Source organism: Rhodococcus cercidiphylli, assembly GCF_033042225.1.
Lineage (GTDB): Bacteria > Actinomycetota > Actinomycetes > Mycobacteriales > Mycobacteriaceae > Rhodococcoides.
Map to the genome: position 1 here is coordinate 625,123 of NZ_JAWLKE010000003.1, position 17,948 is coordinate 643,070.

At 66.4% G+C, this 17,948-nt stretch carries 18 protein-coding genes and 1 riboswitch; of the genes, 7 read left to right on the forward strand and 11 right to left on the reverse strand.

Annotation, left to right across the window (positions count from 1 at the left end; all coding sequences use genetic code 11):
• Positions 1–53: 53 nt before the first annotated feature.
• On the forward strand, positions 54–1,040 hold the full coding sequence (locus R3P95_RS10100; protein WP_317548260.1) for an LLM class F420-dependent oxidoreductase: 987 nt from the start codon (positions 54–56) through the stop codon (positions 1,038–1,040).
• Positions 1,041–1,056: 16 nt separating this feature from the next.
• Here the strand turns inward: R3P95_RS10100 and R3P95_RS10105 are convergent, their stop codons facing one another.
• From R3P95_RS10105 to R3P95_RS10115, 3 genes are all read right to left on the reverse strand, one after another.
• Entirely contained in the window at positions 1,057–1,725 is a 669-nt protein-coding gene (locus R3P95_RS10105; RefSeq protein WP_317548261.1) for a DUF3239 domain-containing protein, read from the reverse strand.
• Between the two features lie 39 nt (positions 1,726–1,764).
• Positions 1,765–3,420, reverse strand: a complete 1,656-nt coding sequence (locus R3P95_RS10110) for a DNA repair helicase XPB (protein ID WP_094639782.1) — start codon at positions 3,418–3,420, stop codon at positions 1,765–1,767.
• An 88-nt stretch (positions 3,421–3,508) separates the two neighbouring features.
• A complete protein-coding gene (locus R3P95_RS10115) occupies positions 3,509–5,800 on the reverse strand; it encodes a helicase-associated domain-containing protein (protein WP_317548262.1) in 2,292 nt (763 codons plus the stop codon).
• 61 nt (positions 5,801–5,861) lie between these two features.
• Here R3P95_RS10115 and R3P95_RS10120 point away from each other — a divergent pair, with 61 nt between their 5' ends.
• Complete coding sequence (locus R3P95_RS10120) at positions 5,862–6,050, forward strand: hypothetical protein (RefSeq protein ID WP_008719333.1); 189 nt, start codon at positions 5,862–5,864, stop codon at positions 6,048–6,050.
• A 79-nt stretch (positions 6,051–6,129) separates the two neighbouring features.
• Here R3P95_RS10120 and R3P95_RS10125 read toward each other — a convergent pair whose 3' ends face one another.
• The 3 genes from R3P95_RS10125 to R3P95_RS10135 form a co-directional block, all read right to left on the reverse strand.
• The gene (locus tag R3P95_RS10125) at positions 6,130–6,741 is read right to left on the reverse strand and encodes a resuscitation-promoting factor Rpf1 domain-containing protein (protein WP_149405030.1); all 612 of its coding nucleotides are present in this window, start codon (positions 6,739–6,741) and stop codon (positions 6,130–6,132) included.
• A gap of 8 nt (positions 6,742–6,749) precedes the next feature.
• Positions 6,750–6,950, reverse strand: a riboswitch (cyclic di-AMP (ydaO/yuaA leader).
• 276 nt (positions 6,951–7,226) lie between these two features.
• On the reverse strand, positions 7,227–7,601 hold the full coding sequence (locus R3P95_RS10130; protein ID WP_037187421.1) for a YccF domain-containing protein: 375 nt from the start codon (positions 7,599–7,601) through the stop codon (positions 7,227–7,229).
• 2 nt (positions 7,602–7,603) lie between these two features.
• Positions 7,604–7,822, reverse strand: a complete 219-nt coding sequence (locus tag R3P95_RS10135) for a hypothetical protein (RefSeq protein ID WP_082898830.1) — start codon at positions 7,820–7,822, stop codon at positions 7,604–7,606.
• 197 nt (positions 7,823–8,019) lie between these two features.
• Between R3P95_RS10135 and R3P95_RS10140 the strand changes: the two genes are divergently transcribed.
• Positions 8,020–8,436, forward strand: a complete 417-nt coding sequence (locus tag R3P95_RS10140) for a cold-shock protein (RefSeq protein ID WP_008719325.1) — start codon at positions 8,020–8,022, stop codon at positions 8,434–8,436.
• 13 nt (positions 8,437–8,449) lie between these two features.
• On the opposite strand, the gene R3P95_RS10145 is transcribed toward R3P95_RS10140, so the two are convergent.
• The 3 genes from R3P95_RS10145 to R3P95_RS10155 are packed head-to-tail and all read right to left on the reverse strand — an operon-like array spanning position 8,450 to position 11,584.
• A complete protein-coding gene (locus tag R3P95_RS10145) occupies positions 8,450–8,962 on the reverse strand; it encodes a DUF2771 domain-containing protein (protein ID WP_317548263.1) in 513 nt (170 codons plus the stop codon).
• The gene (locus R3P95_RS10150) at positions 8,959–10,749 is read right to left on the reverse strand and encodes an MFS transporter (RefSeq protein ID WP_317548264.1); all 1,791 of its coding nucleotides are present in this window, start codon (positions 10,747–10,749) and stop codon (positions 8,959–8,961) included. The genes R3P95_RS10145 and R3P95_RS10150 overlap by 4 nt, the downstream gene beginning before the upstream one ends.
• A 4-nt stretch (positions 10,750–10,753) precedes the next feature.
• Positions 10,754–11,584: a glutaminyl-peptide cyclotransferase gene (locus tag R3P95_RS10155; RefSeq protein ID WP_394855401.1), complete on the reverse strand. Its 831-nt coding sequence runs from the start codon at positions 11,582–11,584 to the stop codon at positions 10,754–10,756.
• 41 nt (positions 11,585–11,625) lie between these two features.
• Here R3P95_RS10155 and R3P95_RS10160 point away from each other — a divergent pair, with 41 nt between their 5' ends.
• The 3 genes from R3P95_RS10160 (at position 11,626) to R3P95_RS10170 (ending at position 15,885) form a co-directional block, all read left to right on the forward strand.
• Entirely contained in the window at positions 11,626–12,618 is a 993-nt protein-coding gene (locus tag R3P95_RS10160; protein WP_317532573.1) for a DUF3027 domain-containing protein, read from the forward strand.
• 101 nt (positions 12,619–12,719) lie between these two features.
• Complete coding sequence (locus R3P95_RS10165; protein WP_394855402.1) at positions 12,720–15,344, forward strand: sacsin N-terminal ATP-binding-like domain-containing protein; 2,625 nt, start codon at positions 12,720–12,722, stop codon at positions 15,342–15,344.
• Positions 15,334–15,885, forward strand: a complete 552-nt coding sequence (locus tag R3P95_RS10170) for a phosphatase PAP2 family protein (protein WP_317532574.1) — start codon at positions 15,334–15,336, stop codon at positions 15,883–15,885. The genes R3P95_RS10165 and R3P95_RS10170 overlap by 11 nt, the downstream gene beginning before the upstream one ends.
• Here the strand turns inward: R3P95_RS10170 and R3P95_RS10175 are convergent.
• Positions 15,854–15,997, reverse strand: a complete 144-nt coding sequence (locus R3P95_RS10175; RefSeq protein WP_156516107.1) for a hypothetical protein — start codon at positions 15,995–15,997, stop codon at positions 15,854–15,856. The two genes, R3P95_RS10170 and R3P95_RS10175, sit on opposite strands and share 32 nt — an antisense overlap.
• A 140-nt stretch (positions 15,998–16,137) precedes the next feature.
• The gene (locus tag R3P95_RS10180) at positions 16,138–16,377 is read right to left on the reverse strand and encodes a DUF2530 domain-containing protein (RefSeq protein ID WP_082898832.1); all 240 of its coding nucleotides are present in this window, start codon (positions 16,375–16,377) and stop codon (positions 16,138–16,140) included.
• Positions 16,378–16,461: 84 nt separating this feature from the next.
• Here R3P95_RS10180 and R3P95_RS10185 point away from each other — a divergent pair, with 84 nt between their 5' ends.
• Positions 16,462–17,913 carry an NCS2 family permease gene (locus R3P95_RS10185; RefSeq protein ID WP_317548266.1) on the forward strand — a complete coding sequence of 484 codons (1,452 nt, stop codon included), beginning with the start codon at positions 16,462–16,464 and terminating at the stop codon, positions 17,911–17,913.
• Positions 17,914–17,948: the final 35 nt, after the last annotated feature.

The following is a 17,948-nucleotide window of genomic DNA, read 5'->3' on the forward strand; positions in this document are numbered from 1 at the left end:
GTAGTTCACAGACGGGAACCGGTCTTTCGCCCTGCGTCTGTACTGTGCCTGTCATGCGATTCGGATTGTTCGTGCCACAGGGGTGGCGTCTCGATCTCGTCGGCATCGACCCTGCCCAGCACTGGAGTGCGATGCGCGATCACGCGCTCGCTGCCGAGGCCGGTCCGTGGGAATCCCTGTGGGTCTACGACCACTTCCACACCGTTCCCACCGCGACCGACGAGGCGACGCACGAGGCCTGGTCGCTGATGTCCGCTCTGGCCGCGACCACCTCTCGAATCCGGCTCGGCCAGATGTGCACCGCGATGTCGTACCGCAACCCGGCATACCTCGCCAAAGTTGCTGCCACAGTCGACATCATCTCCGGAGGCCGCGTCGAGATGGGCATCGGAGGCGGCTGGCACGAGCACGAGTTCCGCGCGTACGGATACGGGTTCCCCTCTGCCGGAGAGCGATTGGGCAGGCTCGACGAGGGTGTGCAGATCTTCAAACAAGCATGGACGGCCGGAGAAGTATTCCTGGACGGTAAGTACTACGAGATCGACGGTGCCGTGGTGCGGCCCCTGCCGTTGCAGGAGGGAGGCATCCCGCTGTGGATCGCGGGCGGCGGGGAGAGGGTGACTCTGAAGATCGCCGCGAAGTACGCGAACTACACCAACTTCGACGGAACCCCCACCGGTTTCGCCGCCAAATCCGCTCTGCTGCGCGAGCATTGCGCAGCAGTGGGTACCGACTTCGATGCCATCGTCCGCTCGGCGAACTACAACGTCGTCGTCGCGGAGACCGAGGCCGAGGTGGAAGACAAGCTGCGCGCCCTCGAGGCTCGTCTGGCCGAGTACGTGGGTGCGGACAAGGCCCACGGCGCACTCGACGCGTACCGCGGCATGCCCGCAGTGGGAACCCCGGAGCAGATCGTGGAGAACCTGACGGCGCTGCAGGAACAAGGGATGACGTACGGCATCTTCTATTTCCCCGAAGCGGCCTACGAACGCTCCGGTATCGAACTCTTCGAGCGGGAAGTGATCGCTGCACTGGCCTAGTGGGTTGCTGCAGGCTCTAGCGCAGGTCGTCGGGAAGATCCGCCGGGTCGATGAGCAGCTGCTGGTTCTTGGCCGTGCGGACCTTCTCCGACAGGCCGATGTTGGCGTGCAGCAACGCCCATTCGCCCTCGGTGATCTTCTCGACGGCGCGCGTGATGACCGCCGGATCGGTGGTTCCCCAGGCGATGGGCATCACCGAGGCCAACTGCCACGCTCGCCCTCCGGTGTTTCGGCCACGGTCCGCGAGAACCGACACGGCAGGGACCTGTGCGCCCCGCTCGACGGCGTGTCCGGGCAGGGCCCGGACGACGCGGGTGATCAGCACGTAATGCGGCTCGTCCACCTCGGGCTTCGCGATGTCGACCAGGGCCAGCAGTATCGCTCCACCCGGTAACTTCTCGGCCACCACCGCCGGCACCAGATCGCCTGCGGCATATTGCGATTCGATGGAACCCATCTTTCGGGGTGCCCACAGCATCACCCAGAGCGAGGTGGCCGCGCCGATCAGGAACACCGCGCCGAGGATGTACGACCACGGGGCGGCGATCCAGATGAACCACGCTCCCAGTGCGATGAGGAACACGGCGGTGAGCGCTGCGGAGGCCCGCAACCGGCGAAGCTCGGTGAACGTCTCGTTGACCGACTTCGCGTGGGCTACGTCTACAGGGAACTCGAACTTGCGCACACAGGTATTCCTAGCACGGCACCGAGCCGACCCGAAGTCTCAGATCGCCGGACCGAGCAGATCGTCCGCGTCGGTGATGCGGTACGCGTAGCCCTGTTCGGCGAGGAAGCGCTGACGGTGGGCTGCGTACTCGGCGTCGAGGGTGTCGCGGGAGACCACCGAGTAGAAGTGGGCCTGTCCACCGTCGTGCTTCGGCCGGAGCAGTCGGCCCAGGCGCTGAGCTTCTTCCTGCCTGGAGCCGAATGTTCCCGAAACCTGGACTGCCACAGAGGCTTCCGGAAGGTCGATCGAGAAGTTCGCCACCTTGCTCACTACGAGCGTCTGGATCTCGCCCTTGCGGAACGCGTCGAACAGCACTTCACGTTCCTTGTTCTTGGTCGAGCCCTGAATGACCGGAGCATTCAGCGCTTCACCGAGCTCGTTCAACTGGTCGAGGTAGGCGCCGATGACCAGCGTCGGAGCATCCTGGTGTTTGGCGAGGATCGATTTCACGACGGCGATCTTCGTGTGCGCCGTCGAGCACAGCTTGTAGCGCTCCTCGGGCTCGGCCACGGCGTACGACATGCGCTCGGCATCGGTGAGGGTGACGCGAACCTCGATGCACTCGGCCGGCGCGATCCAGCCCTGTGCCTCGATGTCCTTCCACGGTGCGTCGTAGCGCTTGGGCCCGATCAACGAGAAGACGTCGCCCTCGCGGCCGTCCTCACGGACGAGCGTCGCGGTGAGGCCGAGGCGTCGACGCGACTGCAGATCGGCTGTCATGCGGAACACCGGCGCGGGGAGCAGATGCACCTCGTCGTAGATCACCAATCCCCAGTCGCGGGAATCGAAGAGCTCGAGGTGCTTGTACTCACCCTTGGTACGACGCGTGATCACCTGGTACGTGGCGATTGTCACAGGGCGAATCTCCTTGCGCTCGCCCGAATACTCGCCGATCTCCTCCTCGGTGAGCGAGGTGCGTGCAATGAGTTCGCGCTTCCACTGCCGACCGGCGACGGTGTTGGTGACCAGAATCAGCGTGGTGGCCTTGGCTCTGGCCATAGCGGCCGCGCCTACCATCGTCTTGCCTGCGCCACAGGGCAGTACGACGACTCCCGAGCCGCCGGCCCAGAACGAATCTGCCGCCATCTCCTGGTAGTCGCGCAGCGTCCAGTTGCCGCCCTCGGTGTCGAGCTCGATGGGGTGAGCTTCGCCGTCGACGTAGCCGGCGAGGTCCTCGGCAGGCCAGCCGATCTTGAGCAACATCTGCTTCACGTGGCCGCGCTCGCTCGGATGCACGATCACCGTGTCCTCGTCGACCATCGCGCCCAGCATGGGCGCAATCTTCTTGTGGCGCATCACCTCTGTGAGCACCGCGCGGTCCAGGCTGATCAGCACCAGGCCGTGCACCGGGCTCTTGACCAACTGCAACCGGCCGTAGCGCGCCATCGTGTCGACGATGTCGACCAGCAACGGCTGCGGCACCGCGTAACGCGAGAAATTCACCAGCGCGTCGACCACCTGTTCGGCGTCGTGGCCCGCGGCGCGTGCGTTCCACAGTGCCAGCGGGGTGATGCGATAGGTGTGCACGTGCTCGGGGGCACGTTCGAGCTCCGCGAACGGTGCGATGGCCGCCCGCGCTGCACCCGCGAGTTCGTGATCGACCTCGAGCAACAGAGTTTTGTCGGACTGGACGATCAGCGGGCCGTCGGTCACGGTTCCTCCTAGAGACATCTGCTGCGCCCGAAAGAGCGCAACTTCTCCATTGTCCACAGGTAGGGGCGTGCGTGCACGTGAGCCCGGTCTACTCGACCAATGCGACCGAGGTGATCCGATGCAGGGTGAAGCGCCGAACCCCACCGGTGGCGGGGTCGAACGCGTCGAGTTGGCCACCGCCGATGCTGATCGGATCGACGATGCGATGGGTCGCCACGCCCTGGGCGTCGACGTAGCCGATGCTCACGCTCCGTTTGACCTTCGCCGCGGTCTGCAGCAGCGTCATCGTCGCGGTGCTGCTGGCCCGAGACCCGTCGGCGCGCACCACGGCCCCGCCGTTGCCTGCTGCTCTGTCGGCAGCGCGCATCCCGCGCACCAACGAACCCAGCTGTTCCTCGGTGGGGACGGCCGGAGTGCGGAACGCCTGGCGTGGCCGCCGCGCCGACACCCTCGACCCGCGGGCACGCAGATCGACGATGGTGCCGGACGAGTCCTCGCCCGCAGGCGCGAATCCTGCTCCGCTCAGCACCGTCAGTACTTCGGCGAGCGGGGCCTGTGAGATCGCGACGGTCGGAGCCAGCGCTCGCAGGGCCAGCGATTCGGCTGCCGGGGACGCCAGCACCTCGGCCAGCAGTGCCGGGTCCTCGCACCTGACGAACGACGCGGCGACGCCTGCGCGTAGGCGGCCGTGCCGACGAGCCACGTCGTCGATCAGATAGGTCAAGGCCTGGGGCACGGGTGTGCGCGAGTGGGTGGCGAACAACGTGTGCAGCTCGGAGGCGGTCAGTCCCACATCGAGAGCGCGGCGCAGGCTGGTGTCGCTGATCCGGTACATCGTGGCCGCGCCCGCGGATTCCACGTCGGCGACCAGTTCGATTCGATCCTGCAGGTCCGGCTCGAGCGGGCCGGGTGCCACCAGCGTGAGGTCGGCTTGCACCAGGACGTAGTCGATGGGCTCGGGCAGGGCAGCACGCATGTCTGCCTCGGCATTGCCGTCGTGCAGCAGGGAGCGGCCCGGGGTCGAGATCGCCCCGCGGGCGACGATGCCGAGAGCGGTGGCTTCGGCGAGAACATGTCCGACGGGTGTGACGCCGAAGCGTCCGGACCACCGGGGTCGACGCCAGGCCAGGGTGCGGGCGAGGTCGGCGGGCTGCGCTGCGTGTCCGCTGCCGAGTTCTGCGAGCAACTCCAGGATCATGCGTCGATCCCGCGGTGCGGCCGGAGAGCGGACTTCCTCGGACAGGGCGGCGATGGGTTTGTCGTTGGGGTCACGCATTCCGATGACCCAGGGTGCCCGCGGCACTTCGAGCCAGGCCGAGGCCAGGGTGTGCCAGCGCGCTGCCGGGGCGGCGGTGAGCCAGGCCTCGACCGCCGGTGTCGGGGCCCAGTAGTCGTCGCCGTTGTCGGACGCAGGAACCGGGTCCGGTGTTCCGCTCGAGATGAGGTGAGCGGCGGCCAGCAACTCGACGAGAACGCTCACTCGATCGTCGTCGAGGCCGGTGGCCTTGGTGATCTTGCGGAGCTCGCGTACTCCCAGTCCGCCCGCCTTCAGAGCGGGTGCAGGCGAAGCGGACAGTGCCTCGATCACCGCGACGCAGTGCCGACCCAGCTCCAGCGCCTCTCCTGCGGCAGCGGCGTCGACGTCGGCGAGCGAATACGTGTTGGTGTCGAGTTTGGGTTCGGCGAGCGAGCGCGGGTCCGACATCGGTTCGCCGCGCAGGATCTGGCCCACTTGGACGGGCAGCTCGACGGTTTGTTCGTCCAACCAGATCAGCAGGCCTGCGGCGAGCAGCTTCTGGACGGGTCGGTCCGGCGGCGTGCCCGGTGCGGCGTCGCGGGTGCGGCCGGTGGGGGACGATCTGGCGAGGGTGTCGAGAAGGCCGCGTTCGCCGTCACCGAGTTCGGCCAGGGCCGCGGTGATGTGGGCCTCGGTGAGGTTGTCCACCGGGTCGAGTGCGCGACCGATGCGCCACGGCACCGCGTCCGCCGCTGCGGCGCTGATGCGGAAGCCTGCTGCATCGCCCCACACCAGCAGGCGTTCGCGCAGCTGGGACAGTGCCTTGTCCACGCTCTTGGCCGGTGCGCGTTTGGCGACCACGGCCAGCAGCGCGGCGCGGGTGACGGGGCGCTCGTACGCCTCTTCTATGGCGAGGATCTCGAGGACCGTCAGAGCGAGGGTGTCGAGGGTGTCCGCGGTGTGCAGGATCGATCGGCGCTGCTCGGCCCGTCCGGCCAGTACGGCAAGGGATGCGGGCGGCGGCGCGGTCAGATCCGGACGCAGCGACATGGCCCTGATCAGCTCGGCGTCGCTGCGAGCTGCGATCCATCGAGGCAGATCCGGGGGCGTATCGGTGTGTCGGTGCGCAGTCGTGTCGGTCATCGTCTATCAGATTAGAGACCTGGGCTGGTGCTTGCCGCAGGGCAGGTGTCAAAATAGGCGCATGGTGAACAAGTCGAAGAAGCCCTATGTCGATCCAGGCTGGCCGGAAACCGCTCGCGGTGACCACGCGGTGACCGAACTCTCGTCCGCTCGCTCGGGTGGCTTGTCGCCCTTCGGCGAGGACACCGAGTTCCCGCTGCCCGTCGAAGACCTTCCCTACGCCCATCCGGTGACCGTGGTCAATCGCTAGCTGCGGCCCTCGAGCACGAAGAAGCCCCCGACAATCCGTCGGGGGCTTCTTTCGTACGAGCTGAACCGTCTCCGGGCGCTTACTGGGGCAGGAATGCCTTGTTGGCCTGGTAGAAGTTCACGATCTGAGGATCGAGCTGGATGCCCTGAGCCGCGTTCTGCACGAACGAGGCGATCTGCGGATCGTTGGTGAGGTTCTGGACGGCGGTGACGATGCCCTCGACGACCTCGGCCGAGTTGTCGACTGCCGGGATGGACGTCAGGTCGGGCAACGCGGGAACTTCCGGTGCCTTGGGGGTGACCGGAACACTGCGCTCGGTGGGCGCGCTGTTCAGGCCGAGGCTCGAGGAGCAGGACGGCCATGCGCCCCAGCCCTGCGAGTCGAGGACCTTCTCTGCGACTGCGATCTGCTCTTCACGGCTGGCCTGGTTGGCCGTGGCCGCGTACTGCTGGCCGCCGTGCGCGTTCCAGGTGCTGGGGGAGAACTGCAACCCACCCTGGTAGCCGTTGCCGGTGTTGATGCCCCAGTTGCCGCCGGCTTCACACTGTGCCAGGCGGTCCCAGTCGGAATCCGGTGCCGCGTTCGCGGTGCCGGTGAAGGCGATGCTCGCGGTGCCCATGATGGCTCCGGTGACTGCGACCTTTGCGACGGTCTTGCCAGTGGTGCTCGGCTTGCGATGACGTCCGCTCATACGAGTTGAAATCCTCTCCACACGCGCCTGCGAGGTCAGCTGTCGGGTTCGGGCTGAGAGGTAGCCCGGCCGTCTCACACACTCCTGCGAGTGGGCAATTGGGCTTCACCCCAAGGGAAGTCGGTGCGGCTTCGTGAGTCGCTACAACTTCCCGGTTGTCCGTGGAGGACGTGGGTCCCCCGTCCTCGTCCCCTGGGTGATCGTCGAGGGTGTTCCGGTTCCCGCGGGACGAGGTTTGGCGCTGCGGGCCGGAATTCGGCCGAACTTTCCGGCCGCTGCTGACCGTACTGAAATTCCCGCCTTACGTCACTATTTGGTAACTGTCGATTTCGGGGCGTCGCCGAGAGCACATTTTGTACCTCTTTCGGGTCGCTCGAGTCGGCCCAGCTAGTGGACGTGCCGGGCATTGAACCCCTGTCCGTTGCCTGCCCGTTACCGGAGCGTGATGTGATGGAAGTCACATCGACGGGAACCGGTTCCGGAGGTCACCGAACGGCAACGATGTCCTTGCCGAGGGGCATCAGGGACACGGGGATCATCTTCAGGTTCGCGATCGCCAACGGGATGCCGATGATGGTGATCGCCATCGCGACGGCGGTGACCACGTGGGTCAGGGCCAGCCACCAACCGGCCAGAATCAGCCACAGCACGTTTCCGACGAGCGCACCGGATCCGGACCCCGGCTTGTCGACGATCGTCGACCCGAACGGCCACAGCGCGTAGACGCCGATGCGGAACGACGCGATGCCGAACGGAATGGTCACGATCAGGATGCACAGCAGCAGCCCAGCGAGGAAGTAGCCCAGTGCCAGCCACAGGCCGCCGAAGACCAGCCAGATGACGTTCAGTATCAACCGCATGGTCAGCGCGCCCGTCGTCCGGATGCCAGCGCGTACCCCAGCGCCAGCACGAAGCCGGTCGGCGCGGAGAACATGGCCGTCAGGTAGAGCCCGAGTGGGGGCTTCGCGTCGGAGAAGATCGGAAACATCAGGATCGCGACGATGGCGACGAGGCCGATCGCGAACAGGGCCAGCGCGATGCGCAGCAGAGCGGTGCTGCTCTTACGGGTCGTTGTGTCCACATCGACCACGGTAGTGCGAATCGCGACGCTGTGAAGAGCGCGGTGCGGTGAACAACTCGAATGCTCTATCCGGGCTCACCGCGCTAGACTGGTGTATTCGCGTCCTACGTCCTCGTGGGGCGCGAAACTTGTGCGGGCCGAACATCGGTCCCACGGACAACGCAACTGTCACAGCAACAGATGAACGGGTGAGCTCAGTGCCGACCGGCAAGGTGAAGTGGTACGACGTCGACAAGGGATTCGGATTCCTCTCGCAGGAGGAAGGCGAGGACGTCTACGTGCGTTCCTCGGCGCTGCCCGAGGGCGTCGAGGGCCTCAAAGCCGGTCAGCGAGTCGAGTTCGGGATGGCCGCAGGCCGTCGCGGACCGCAGGCGTTGAGCCTGAAGGTGCTCGAGCCGGCGCCGTCGGTGCGTCAGAACACCGGCAGCACCCGCCGCGAACCCGTCGAGCGCAAGCACACTCCCGACGAGCTGCACGGGATGGTCGAGGACATGATCACGCTGCTCGAAGCGACGGTGCAGCCCGAGCTCCGCAAGGGCAAGTACCCGGACCGCAAGATCGCGCAACGCATCTCCGAGGTGGTCCGGGCCGTCGCCCGCGAGCTCGACAGCTGATCTCGGGAACGACCTACGGCAGCGTGCCGATCGACCAGATGGCGTGGCTGACGAAGCCCTCCTGATTGGTGTCGGTGTCGATGATGCCGGTGGGCAGACGCACTTCGATCCCGAGCAGGGTTCGGCCGCTGTCGTCCTTGGTGGGCACCGTGACGCTGAGCCTGGTTCCCGGTTCGTTGAACGCGCTGTCCTCCACGACGTTTCCGCCGTCGTCGCCGTAGACCAGGGCGAGCACCCACGGTGCCGAGTAGACGGCCTCGGGAAGCGAGAGCTGCACCGTCGGGGCCTTGCCGACCTGGATCTCGGTGGTTTCTCCGACGTTGGTGCACAGCGGGTCGCTGACGGCGCAGTACAGGTACGGCTCCACGTCGACGGCTCGGCCGTTGGCGTAGGCGGAGACGGTCGGTTCCTTGTCCGGCGCGTTCCCGATCAGCAGCGCGAGTACCGCGACGAAGGCAACGGCGACGACGAGCAGACCTGCGGCGACCAGGGCCGCGATCTTCTTGGTGCGGGGAGCGAGATTCACTTGGTCACGTTTTCGCCGAAGGAACCGTCGGACACTTCTTGTTCGACGTGGTCGGGGCGGTTGCCGCCGAAGCCGGGCAGAAGTGATCTGCCGCGGTAGGTGAGGAATGTCTGCACGAGCCCGATCGTAAGCAACACCGAGACCACGGTGAAACCGAGCCAGTACTCGGTGGGGAGCAGCACGCCGAGCGTGCCGCCCAGGACCCAGCACAGCTGCATGACGGTTTCCGATCGGCCGAATCCCGACGCGATCGATTCCGGCGGCAGATCGGCCTGCAGGGACGCGTCGAGGGAGACCTTGGCGAGTGCACTGGCGCTCGACGCGACGAGCGCTGCCACCGCTGCGGTGAGCAGGCTGTCGGTGACCGCGGCGACGACGGCCACGACCGTGACTGCGAGGGTGCAGCGAAGAACCACCAGGGACGGCCGGCCGAGCTTGATCCTGGCTCCGAGCGCGTTGCCGGAGAAGTTGCCGAGACCGGCGGCGGCTCCGACGAGTCCGAGCATCGCGGCCTGCTGAAGCGGTTCGTGTTCGGTACGGGATTTGGCGACGAACGCGATGTAGAGCGTCAGGAAGCCGGTGAGAATCCGGATGGTGCCGTTGCCCCAGAGCCCGACGATGACCGCCCGGCCCAAGGGCTGTCTGCGGTTCTTGGCGCTGCTCGACGCCGGGGGCGACGGGGGCGTGCGGCGGAGGTTCTCGGTGGGAGCCCCGCTTCCGGCGTAATCGCGATCACCGTGCTGATCGGCGTGGTAACTCAAGGTTGCGGGCACTTCACCCTCGGTGATCTCCACCCAGGACGGAATGCGCATGCTCAGGTAGGCGCCGAGCACGGTGATCGCGGCGACGAACCACAGAGCCCCCGGCGAACCCGCGACGAACGCGATGCCGCCGGCGACCGCCCCGGCCGCGATGGTGCCGCCGAGCAGACCGAACACCGTCAGACGTGAGTTGACGCGGACCAGGTCGATCTCCGGTGGCAGTACCCGTGGAGTCACCGCGCTCTTGAGCACCGCAAAAGACTTGCTCAGGACGAGCATGCCGAGCGCGGCCGGATACAACACCCAGCTGTCGAAGTTGAACACCAGCACCACCGCCAACACGGTGCGCAACCCGAAGGACGTGGCGAGCGCGATGCGTCGGCCCTGCTGCAATCGGTCCAGCAGCGGACCGATGAGCGGCGCGATCAATGCGAACGGCGCGATGGTGATGACGAGATACAGCGCGACCTTGGTCTTGTCCTCACCGGTGGCGGCGGAGAAGAAGAGCGTGTTGGCCAATGCGATCGCCAGCGCGGCATCCGATGCGAAGTTCGCCATGGTCGCGTACGTGAGTGCCGTCAAACCGGACTTGTCGGCACCGTCGGCCTTCGCGGCTCGCTGAAACGATGCGATTCCCTTGCCGGTCAGCTCGCGTCCACGCATGGCGGCGACGCGGGTGACGGTCAGCTTCTTGGGCATCGGCGGCGGCTTGCGTGCGCCGGCCTTGCCGCGTGCCGCAGTGATCTGCTCGGTACGCGGCGGGTGCAACGGCGGCAACGGCTCGCGGCGGCTCGGAACATGGGCGGTCACAGGAGTTGCGGCCGGGTAGTTGGCCAGACCGGGGTGCTCGAGTGGGTCAGGAGCGGAGCCTGCGTAGTGACCGTTCGAGTCAGGAGCGGAGCCTGCGGAGTGACCGGGTCGGTCAGGAGCATCGTTCTGCTCGGGGTCGTGAGCGGAGCCCGCGGAGTGATCCTGGTGTGGGTCGTCCGCACCCGGTGGGGTGTGGGGGAGACGGGGATCGGTCACGGTGTCAATTCTGTCCTACCGACGCGGTATCGGTGAATTGCACCTCGAAGATCGTGGGCCAGTATTTGCCGGTCACGAGAAACCGGTCGGTGCCGGGGATCTGTGCGATGCCGTTGAACACGTCGGCACCCCCTCGTTGGGAGTCCGACATCGAATCCCACAGTGGGGTGCCGTCGATGACGCCCGTCACCGCGCCGGTCTCGGGGTCGATGCGCATGATGTCGAACGTCTGCCACACGTTGGCGTACACCGATCCGTCGTCGGCGCATTCGAGTTCGTTGAGGCGCTCCACCGGATTGCCGTCGAGTGTGACGTTCACGGTGCCCTCGGCCTCGAACGACGTGGGGTCGCGGAAGGTGAGAGTGGACGAGCCGTCGCTCATGACGAGGCGGTTGTCCGGCGTCTGCGTGCACAGCCCCCAGCCTTCGCCCTCGTAGTTCACTCGGCGTCGTTCTGTCAGAGTGTCCCGGTCTCGGGCGATCGCGACACCGTCCTGCCAGGTGATCTGCCACAGCGTGTCGCCGTCGACGGTGATGCCTTCGCCGAACAGGTCGGACGGCAGATCCACGCGATCGAGTTCGGTCATGGTCTCGAGCGACGTCCGCCTGACGAACGAGGAACCTTCCAATCCGGTGCCCTCGTAGAGCACGTCGCCGTCGATCTCGAAGCCCTGAGTGAAGGCGTCGTCACCGCGGTCGTATTCGCGCAGGATCTCGGTGGTCAGTGTCGGAACCGAGTCGGACGTCACCGGGGTCGGCTGCGTCGTCGACGAACAGGCGGACACGGCCAGCAGCGAGGCCACGAGGGCAGCGTAGGTGCGAGCACGGACGGTCATTGCACCCATGATGGCAGCCCGAACTGGGCGTCACCGAGTCGATGCGGCAAACTGAATGTGTGAGTTTCGTATCTTCTCCAGAGCTCGATTCCATCCGCCCCGTCTTGGCCGATGCCGTGGACCTCGCGCGGCAGGCTCTGCTCGACCTGGGAGAGGGCGGTATCGGCGAGTACCTCGGGGTCACCGCCGAAGACGCCAGTGCGGCCACGCACCGGTTCGCCAGCGATCTCGAGGGGTACCGCGGATGGCAGTGGGCCGTCGTGGTCGCCGCCCCGGAGGACGCGGATCACGCCACGGTCAGTGAGCTGGTTCTGCTGCCGGGCCCCGACGCTCTCGTGGCACCGACCTGGGTGCCCTGGGACGAGCGCATCCGTCCCGGCGACCTGGGACCCGGCGATCTGTTGTCTCCGCGCCAGGACGATCCCCGGCTCGTGCCCGGGTACGTCGAATCCGGTGACCCCGCCATCGACGAGGTGGCGGGCGAGATCGGCCTCGGCCGAAGCAAGGTCATCAGCCTCGAAGGACGCCTCGACGCCGCCCAGCGTTGGCACGACGGCGATTTCGGGCCCGATACCGAGATGGCCAAGGCTGCGCCGTCGACCTGCGGGCTGTGTGGCTTCTACCTCCCCATCGCCGGGTCCATGTCCGCCGCATTCGGGGTGTGCGGCAACGAATTCGCGGCCGATGGACACGTGGTGCACGCCGAGTACGGCTGCGGAGCGCATTCGGACACCGAACTCCCCACCGGAGCCGGATCGCCGCAATTCGAGCCGTACGACGACGCGGCACTCGACGTCATCGCGTCGCCGGTCGCTCCGGTCGAGCCTGCTGCTGTTGCCGAGACAACCGACGGCGTCGAGACGGCCGACACGGACGAGGCTGCCCCGGAGGCGTCGGTGACTCCACAAGAGACTGCCTCCGAAGAGCCGGCTGACGAGGTCGTTGCGGTCGACGAGGCCGAACCCGTCGCCGATGATGCGTCGAGCACGACCGATCGTGCTGCGCAGGAAGAAGCTTCGGCATCTCCGAGCTGATCGATCCGTTCGACACCGGGTCGCTGCGGGAGTCGATTCTCGCGGCGTGGGGTTCTTCTCCCACCCGGCTTCGGGAGGACTCGGCGTCCGAGTCCGATCTGGTGCGCGGGGGTTACCGCGATCGTCTGTTGACCGAGCTGGCGCAGAATGCGGCGGACGCCGCGCAGCGCGCCGGCGTCCCGGGTCGGCTGGCCGTGTGGACCGATGAGTTCGGTGCTCTGCATGTCGCCAATACCGGTGCAGCGCTCGATGTCTCGGGCGTGCACGCCCTCACGGCGCTGCGGGCCTCGGCCAAGGGCTCGACGGACCCGGGCGTCGGGCAGTTCGGGGTCGGGTTCACCGCAGTGCGTTCGGTGTCCGACGAGATCGAGCTGCGTTCCCGTGGCGGCGGCGTGGCGTTCAGCGCACGGCGCACGCTCGAGGCGATGACCGAGCGAGGCATGCCCTTGCCTGACACCGGCGCGCCGGTGCTGCGGCTCGCATGGCCGGTCGTGGATTCGCCGGCCGACGGCTTCGACACCGAGATCGTGTTGACATTGCGAGCCGATGTGGCGGCGGATTCGTTCGCGGCAGGATTTGTGGACGAGGCCGTCGACCTGCTGCTCGAACTGGAGGCGTTGAACTCCATCGAGATCGACGGCGTCGTGATCGACTGCAGCAGAACCGAATTGGACGACCATTCGTCCGAGATCACGATCGGTGCGCGAACCTGGCGGCAGTTCACCACCCCGGCCGCCCGTTGGCTCGCTCCGGTCGTCGACGGTCTGCCCGTTCCCGCGGCGCCCGATGTGTTGCGCGCTCCGACTCGTTCGGACGAGCTACTGTCGTTGCCCGCGTTGGTCATTGCCGATGTGCCGATGCAGCCCGATCGGCGACGCGTGTTGCCAGGTGTCTCGTTCGACGCGGTAGCGCACGGGTACGTGGACTTCGTGGCCTCGCTGCCTGCCGCATCCAGGGTGTCGTTCGTGCCCGAGGTCGGATTCGCCCGCAGTGAGGTCGACGGCGCACTGCGTGAACTCGTGTTTCGTCGACTGTCCTGCGCACCATGGCTTCCCGGTGTCGACGCCCGCGATCTGGTGCCCGAGCGGGCGAACGTCGTCGCCGACGCCACCGAGGAACTCACCGAGGTGCTGACAGGTGTCGTACCCGATCTGGTCGACGCATCACTGTCGGGTGCACGACATGCGTCGGCGCTCGCGGCAGTGGGTGTGCACCGAATCGGGTTGGCGAGGCTGGCGGAGATGGTCGGTGGGCTCGATCGCGAGCCGAGTTGGTGGCGGCGACTGTTCGACGCGTTGGCCCCACTCGTGGTCGACGGTGTGGCTGCGGAAGAGCTTGCTGCGCTGCCTGTTCCACTCGCGGACGGTCGCACGGTGACCGGTCCGCGGACGACGGCGATCGGCTCCGACGCCTCGGCTGCGGTCACCTGGGTCAGGTTGGTGCACCCGGAGTCGGTGAGTCCGCTGCTGTCGCGTCTGGGTGCCCGCGACGCGACTGCGACCGAGCTGCTCACCGACCCGGCGCTCGAGGCTGCGCTGGACGATCTCGACTGGGACGAGAGCGAAGAGGTCGACGGTCTGGTCTCCGCCGTGCTCGCGCTGGCGGCAGAGGCGGGCGAACTACCCGGTTGGCTCGGCGGTCTGCCCCTCGAAGACGACGAGGGTGAATTGCGCAGCGCCGACGAATTGTTGCTTCCCGGAGCGCCGTTGGCGGACCTGCTGATACAGGATTCACCGTTCGGTGTGCTCGCGCCTGCGGTGGTGGCCAGGTTCGGTGAGCGGGCGCTGCGAGCAGTGGGCGTCGGGTGGGGGTTCTCGGTGGTGCGTGACGAGCTACCGACCGGGCCGGATCACGATCTCGACGACGAGTCCGCATGGTGGTCGAGTCTGTCCGAGGAGCCGGAAACACTCCTCGCGGTTCGCGATCTCGACCTCGTTCGATCGGACGGCTGGTTCGATGCGCTGACCGTACTGTTGGACGACCCGAGCACCCGTGCGGCACTGGCCGATCGGGACGGCTACACCGCGTGGTGGATCGGACGCCATGCGCGAGTGCATGGTTCGCGTCCGATGAGCTTTCGGGCACCGTCGGACGAGACGTTCGCCGGGTTGCTCGATCCACTGGATCATCCGCGTGCCGACGAACTACAGGCGGTGCTCAGCGCGTCGATCTGCGACAGCGCCGATACTGCTCGCGTGCTGCTGGCAGCGCTGTCGGATCCACAGCGGAGTCCGACCCCTGCGGTGATCGCGCGAACCCACACGCTCATCGCCACCGCTGTGGTGGAGCGGCGCATCGAGGTCTCGGACATCGATCCCCCGGATCGTGTCCGCACGCTCGGCGGCGCAGTCGTGGACGCATCGGATGCGCTGGTGATCGACGCCCCGTGGCTGGCGAGCGTTGTACCACCGGAGGTCGCCGTGCTCTCGGACATGGACACCGCTGCGGCCCTGGCCGACGTTCTCGACATCAGGTCTGCGTCGGAGGCGATCAGCGGAGAAGTGCTGGGAGTGGGACGGGTCAGCTCCTGGGATCGTGAACCCGGAGCCGTATCGGCCTGTGCGGTCATGGGATTACCGCTGCCGTCCGGCGGGGTGGTGGTGCATCGCGAACTCGTGGTGCGGCTGTCCGGTGACGTGAGCGGCGAGCGGACAGTCCCGTGGTGGGTGACCGCTGATGGAACGGTCCATTGCACGGAAAGTTGGGAGCGACCTCGTGGGGTTTGACGGTGTGATCCTGGACTGGATGGTCGAGCATCGAGTCGGGTGGGTCACGACGATGTTCTGGATCATCACCACGCTCGGCAACACGGTGTCGATGTTTCTGCTGTCCGCGGTGGGCGTCGTTGCGTTGCTTCGCGTCGGACGCAGATCGGATGCCGTCGTGATCGCAGGCGCGATGCTGACCGGATGGGGTCTGATGAATGCGCTGAAGTTCGCGTTCGCGCGGGAGCGTCCACCGCTTCCGGAGCGGCTGGTGGACATTGCGAGCCATTCGTTTCCGTCGGGCCACGCGACGATGTCGATGGTGCTTGCCACGGTGGCGATCGCGGTGATGCTGCGATCGTCCACTCCGTGGCTGCATCGGCCGGTACTGCTCGTGTTACCTGTGGTCGCGTCCCTGCTGATCGGATTCTCTCGGATCTACCTGGGTGCGCACTGGACCACGGATGTGTTGGCCGGCTGGGTGTTCGGTGCCCTGTGGGGGCTGGGGTGGATCTATGCCGTCAGGCTGATCAGCGCGAGAAATCCGAGCGCTGTGCGATGACGAGCAGCTCGTCGCGCATGGCCGGGCTGGAGACAGCGTTGGCGCGTGCGTAGAGGGCGCGGAGCGAGCGGACGTGGTTGCGGCGAGTGCGGTACTGAGAGACGAGCTTCATGGCCTGGCTTTCGTGGATCAAAAGGTTGTTTTATCTGACATAACCCATGGTCCACGTTAACTTTGTGTTACTCAACCGGTTGAGGGGTTAGTTTGCCCACGTCAGAGGCCTGTGGTGACCGGGCTAACGTGATTCTGATCTCAATCGAGGCCGCGTTGGGCCGTTTTGCTCCCGCGACGTGACGCCGCTCTCTGCATCAGGAAGATTCCGAACCCCACGGCACCGACTGCGATGCCGCACCAACACGTGGCCAGTGCGTCGCCGCCCCCACCTCCGGTGGCGGTGAACACCACCAGCGCGAGGATCCAGCCGAGGATGCCGATCGCCAACACAGGCACCGGATCGGTGAGGCTGCGCGGAATCTGGGGGAGGTCGGCCACGAAACTCAAGTTACGCCACTGCCCCGTGTCTCGGCTGCGCCGTTGCGGTTACCCAAGTGCTTCGGTGTGCTTTATCGTTCGCTCATGCAATTGTCGTCGCGGCTACTCGACAACTACTTCAAGATCACCGAACGAGGCTCGACGGTCGGATCCGAGGTCCGAGGAGGAGTGGTCACCTTCGTGGCCATGGCCTACATCGTCGTCCTCAATCCGCTGATCCTGGGCAGCTTCTCCGCCGACGACGCGGCCGCCAAGACCGACGTGCTCGGCAACATCCTGCCGGTCGCCCAGGTCGCCGCCGTGACAGCGCTGGTGGCCGGATTCATGAGCATCGCGTTCGGCATCATCGCCAACTATCCCTTCGGCATCGCAGCAGGCCTGGGTATCAACACACTGCTCGCCGTGACGATCGCACCGCAGGTGACGTGGCCCGAGGCGATGGGGCTGGTCGTGATCGACGGCATCATCATCGTTCTTCTGGCGGTGACCGGATTCCGCACCGCGGTGTTCAACGCGATCCCGGCCGAGCTCAAGGCTGCGATCGCCGCAGGCATCGGCGCGTTCATCGCCTTCATCGGACTGGTCGACTCCGGGTTCGTTCGCCGCATCCCCGACGCCGCGGGCACGACGGTTCCCGTCGGGCTCGGCATCGACGGGTCCATCGCGTCGTGGCCGACGGTGATCTTCGTGTTCGGGTTGTTGCTGATGGGTGTGCTGGTGGTGCGCAAGGTGCGCGGAGGTCTGCTGATCGGCATCGTGGTGACGACGGTGCTGGCGGCGATCGTCGAGGCCGTCACCGACGTGGGTCCGTCGAACGGCGTCGACCCCAAGGGCTGGAACCTGTCGGTTCCGCAGCTGCCCACCGAGTTGATTCAGTCTCCCGATCTGTCGTTGGTGGGCAACGTCGATCTGTTCGGAGCGTTCACGCGCATCGGCGTGCTCGCTGCCAGCCTGCTGGTGTTCACGCTCGTGCTCGCGAACTTCTTCGACGCGATGGGCACGATGACCGGTCTGGGCAAGGAAGCGAAACTGGACAAGGACGGGAAACTGCCGAACATCGGCAAGGCCCTGGTCGTCGAGGGGGCCGGAGCCATCGTGGGTGGTGGTGCGTCGGCGTCGTCGAACACCGTGTTCGTCGAATCGGCTTCCGGAATCGCCGAGGGTGCGCGTACCGGACTGGCCAACGTCGTCACCGGATTGCTCTTCCTGTTGGCCATGTTCTTCACCCCTCTCACGGCCGTCGTTCCGATCGAAGCGGCCGCTCCGGCACTGGTCGTGGTGGGTGCGCTGATGATCGGGCAGGTTCTCGACATCGACTTCCGGCGCTTCGATTACGCGTTGCCTGCCTTCCTGACCATCGTGGTGATGCCCTTCACCTACTCCATCGCCAACGGGATCGGCGTCGGTTTCATCACCTGGGTGATACTCGCGGTCGGCTCCGGTCGGGCGAAGTCGGTCCATCCCCTGTTGTGGATCGTGGCGTTGCTGTTCGTCGCATATTTCGCCGTCGGACCCATCACCGACGCGGTTACATGATGCAGGGTCGGTTCCAGGGCGTATTCTCTGCGCTG

Excerpts from the sequence above, each read along its gene's own strand:
- R3P95_RS10185 (WP_317548266.1), top strand. The coding sequence starts at position 16,462 with ATGCAATTGTCGTCGCGGCTACTCGACAACTACTTCAAGATCACCGAA.
- R3P95_RS10120 (WP_008719333.1), top strand. The coding sequence starts at position 5,862 with ATGGTGAACAAGTCGAAGAAGCCCTATGTCGATCCAGGCTGGCCGGAA.
- R3P95_RS10115 (WP_317548262.1), bottom strand. The coding sequence starts at position 5,800 with ATGACCGACACGACTGCGCACCGACACACCGATACGCCCCCGGATCTG.
- R3P95_RS10130 (WP_037187421.1), bottom strand. The coding sequence starts at position 7,601 with ATGCGGTTGATACTGAACGTCATCTGGCTGGTCTTCGGCGGCCTGTGG.
- R3P95_RS10175 (WP_156516107.1), bottom strand. The coding sequence starts at position 15,997 with ATGAAGCTCGTCTCTCAGTACCGCACTCGCCGCAACCACGTCCGCTCG.
- R3P95_RS10155 (WP_394855401.1), bottom strand. The coding sequence starts at position 11,584 with ATGACCGTCCGTGCTCGCACCTACGCTGCCCTCGTGGCCTCGCTGCTG.
- R3P95_RS10100 (WP_317548260.1), top strand. The coding sequence starts at position 54 with ATGCGATTCGGATTGTTCGTGCCACAGGGGTGGCGTCTCGATCTCGTC.
- R3P95_RS10160 (WP_317532573.1), top strand. The coding sequence starts at position 11,626 with ATGCGGCAAACTGAATGTGTGAGTTTCGTATCTTCTCCAGAGCTCGAT.
- R3P95_RS10125 (WP_149405030.1), bottom strand. The coding sequence starts at position 6,741 with ATGAGCGGACGTCATCGCAAGCCGAGCACCACTGGCAAGACCGTCGCA.